The organism is Malikia spinosa, from assembly GCF_002980625.1.
GTDB classification, from domain to species: Bacteria; Pseudomonadota; Gammaproteobacteria; order Burkholderiales; family Burkholderiaceae_C; genus Malikia; species Malikia spinosa.
In genome coordinates this window covers 1-582 of sequence record NZ_PVLR01000053.1, presented here as the reverse complement: position 1 = coordinate 582, position 582 = coordinate 1, and the positions used below count along the sequence as shown (strand labels likewise).

At 66.5% G+C, this 582-nt stretch carries 1 protein-coding gene; it reads right to left on the bottom strand.

The window, feature by feature from the left end:
- The coding region (locus C6P61_RS15530; protein ID WP_146115072.1) for a hypothetical protein at nt 1–512 on the bottom strand (512 nt) is incomplete at its 3' end.
- Between the last annotated feature and the right edge of the window lie 70 nt (nt 513–582).

The window sequence follows — 582 nt, the reverse complement described above, 5'->3', positions numbered from 1 at the left end:
TTGCGAGTAGCAACCGCTGGACCGTAGGCCGCCCGATGCCGGCGCAGACAGGTCCGCAAGGCATGGATGGCAGCTTTGGGTGATTCCGCCCAGGCTTGCAGCCTCATGTCTCGCAGCCGTGCCACGAAGCCGCCCTCCTCCTCGAATAGCCAGAACAGCGGCCGCTCGCCTGGCAAGCCCAGCAGGCGGTGCGCGCGGAATGCACCGTTGGCCGGCGCCCAGGAGGCTGTTACATGCCATTCGTCGCGCGGACTCCACGAAAGGCATGGGCCCGTGCAAGCACTCAGCATGGCCTGCCGTCGTTCGTCCTCCCGGACTTGCTGCTGAGCACGGCGAGCGGCCTTGTCCGATCTTGGGAGCGCCCAGTCGATGAACCGGTCCTGCATGAGGTTGATGAAGTGCAGGCCCGCCGGACCTTGTCGCGCACTCCAGTTTTCAGGCAGCGGGTCTGGGTGCTCGTCGACCGACCAGTCTGCGATTCCGCTGCGGGCAGATTGCACGGTGAGGGCCATCGGACGCCTCCAGGCCGCAGCGATCACCGCCTCACTGGCCTGGTACTGAAGCCACTGCCACTCGGCCGAG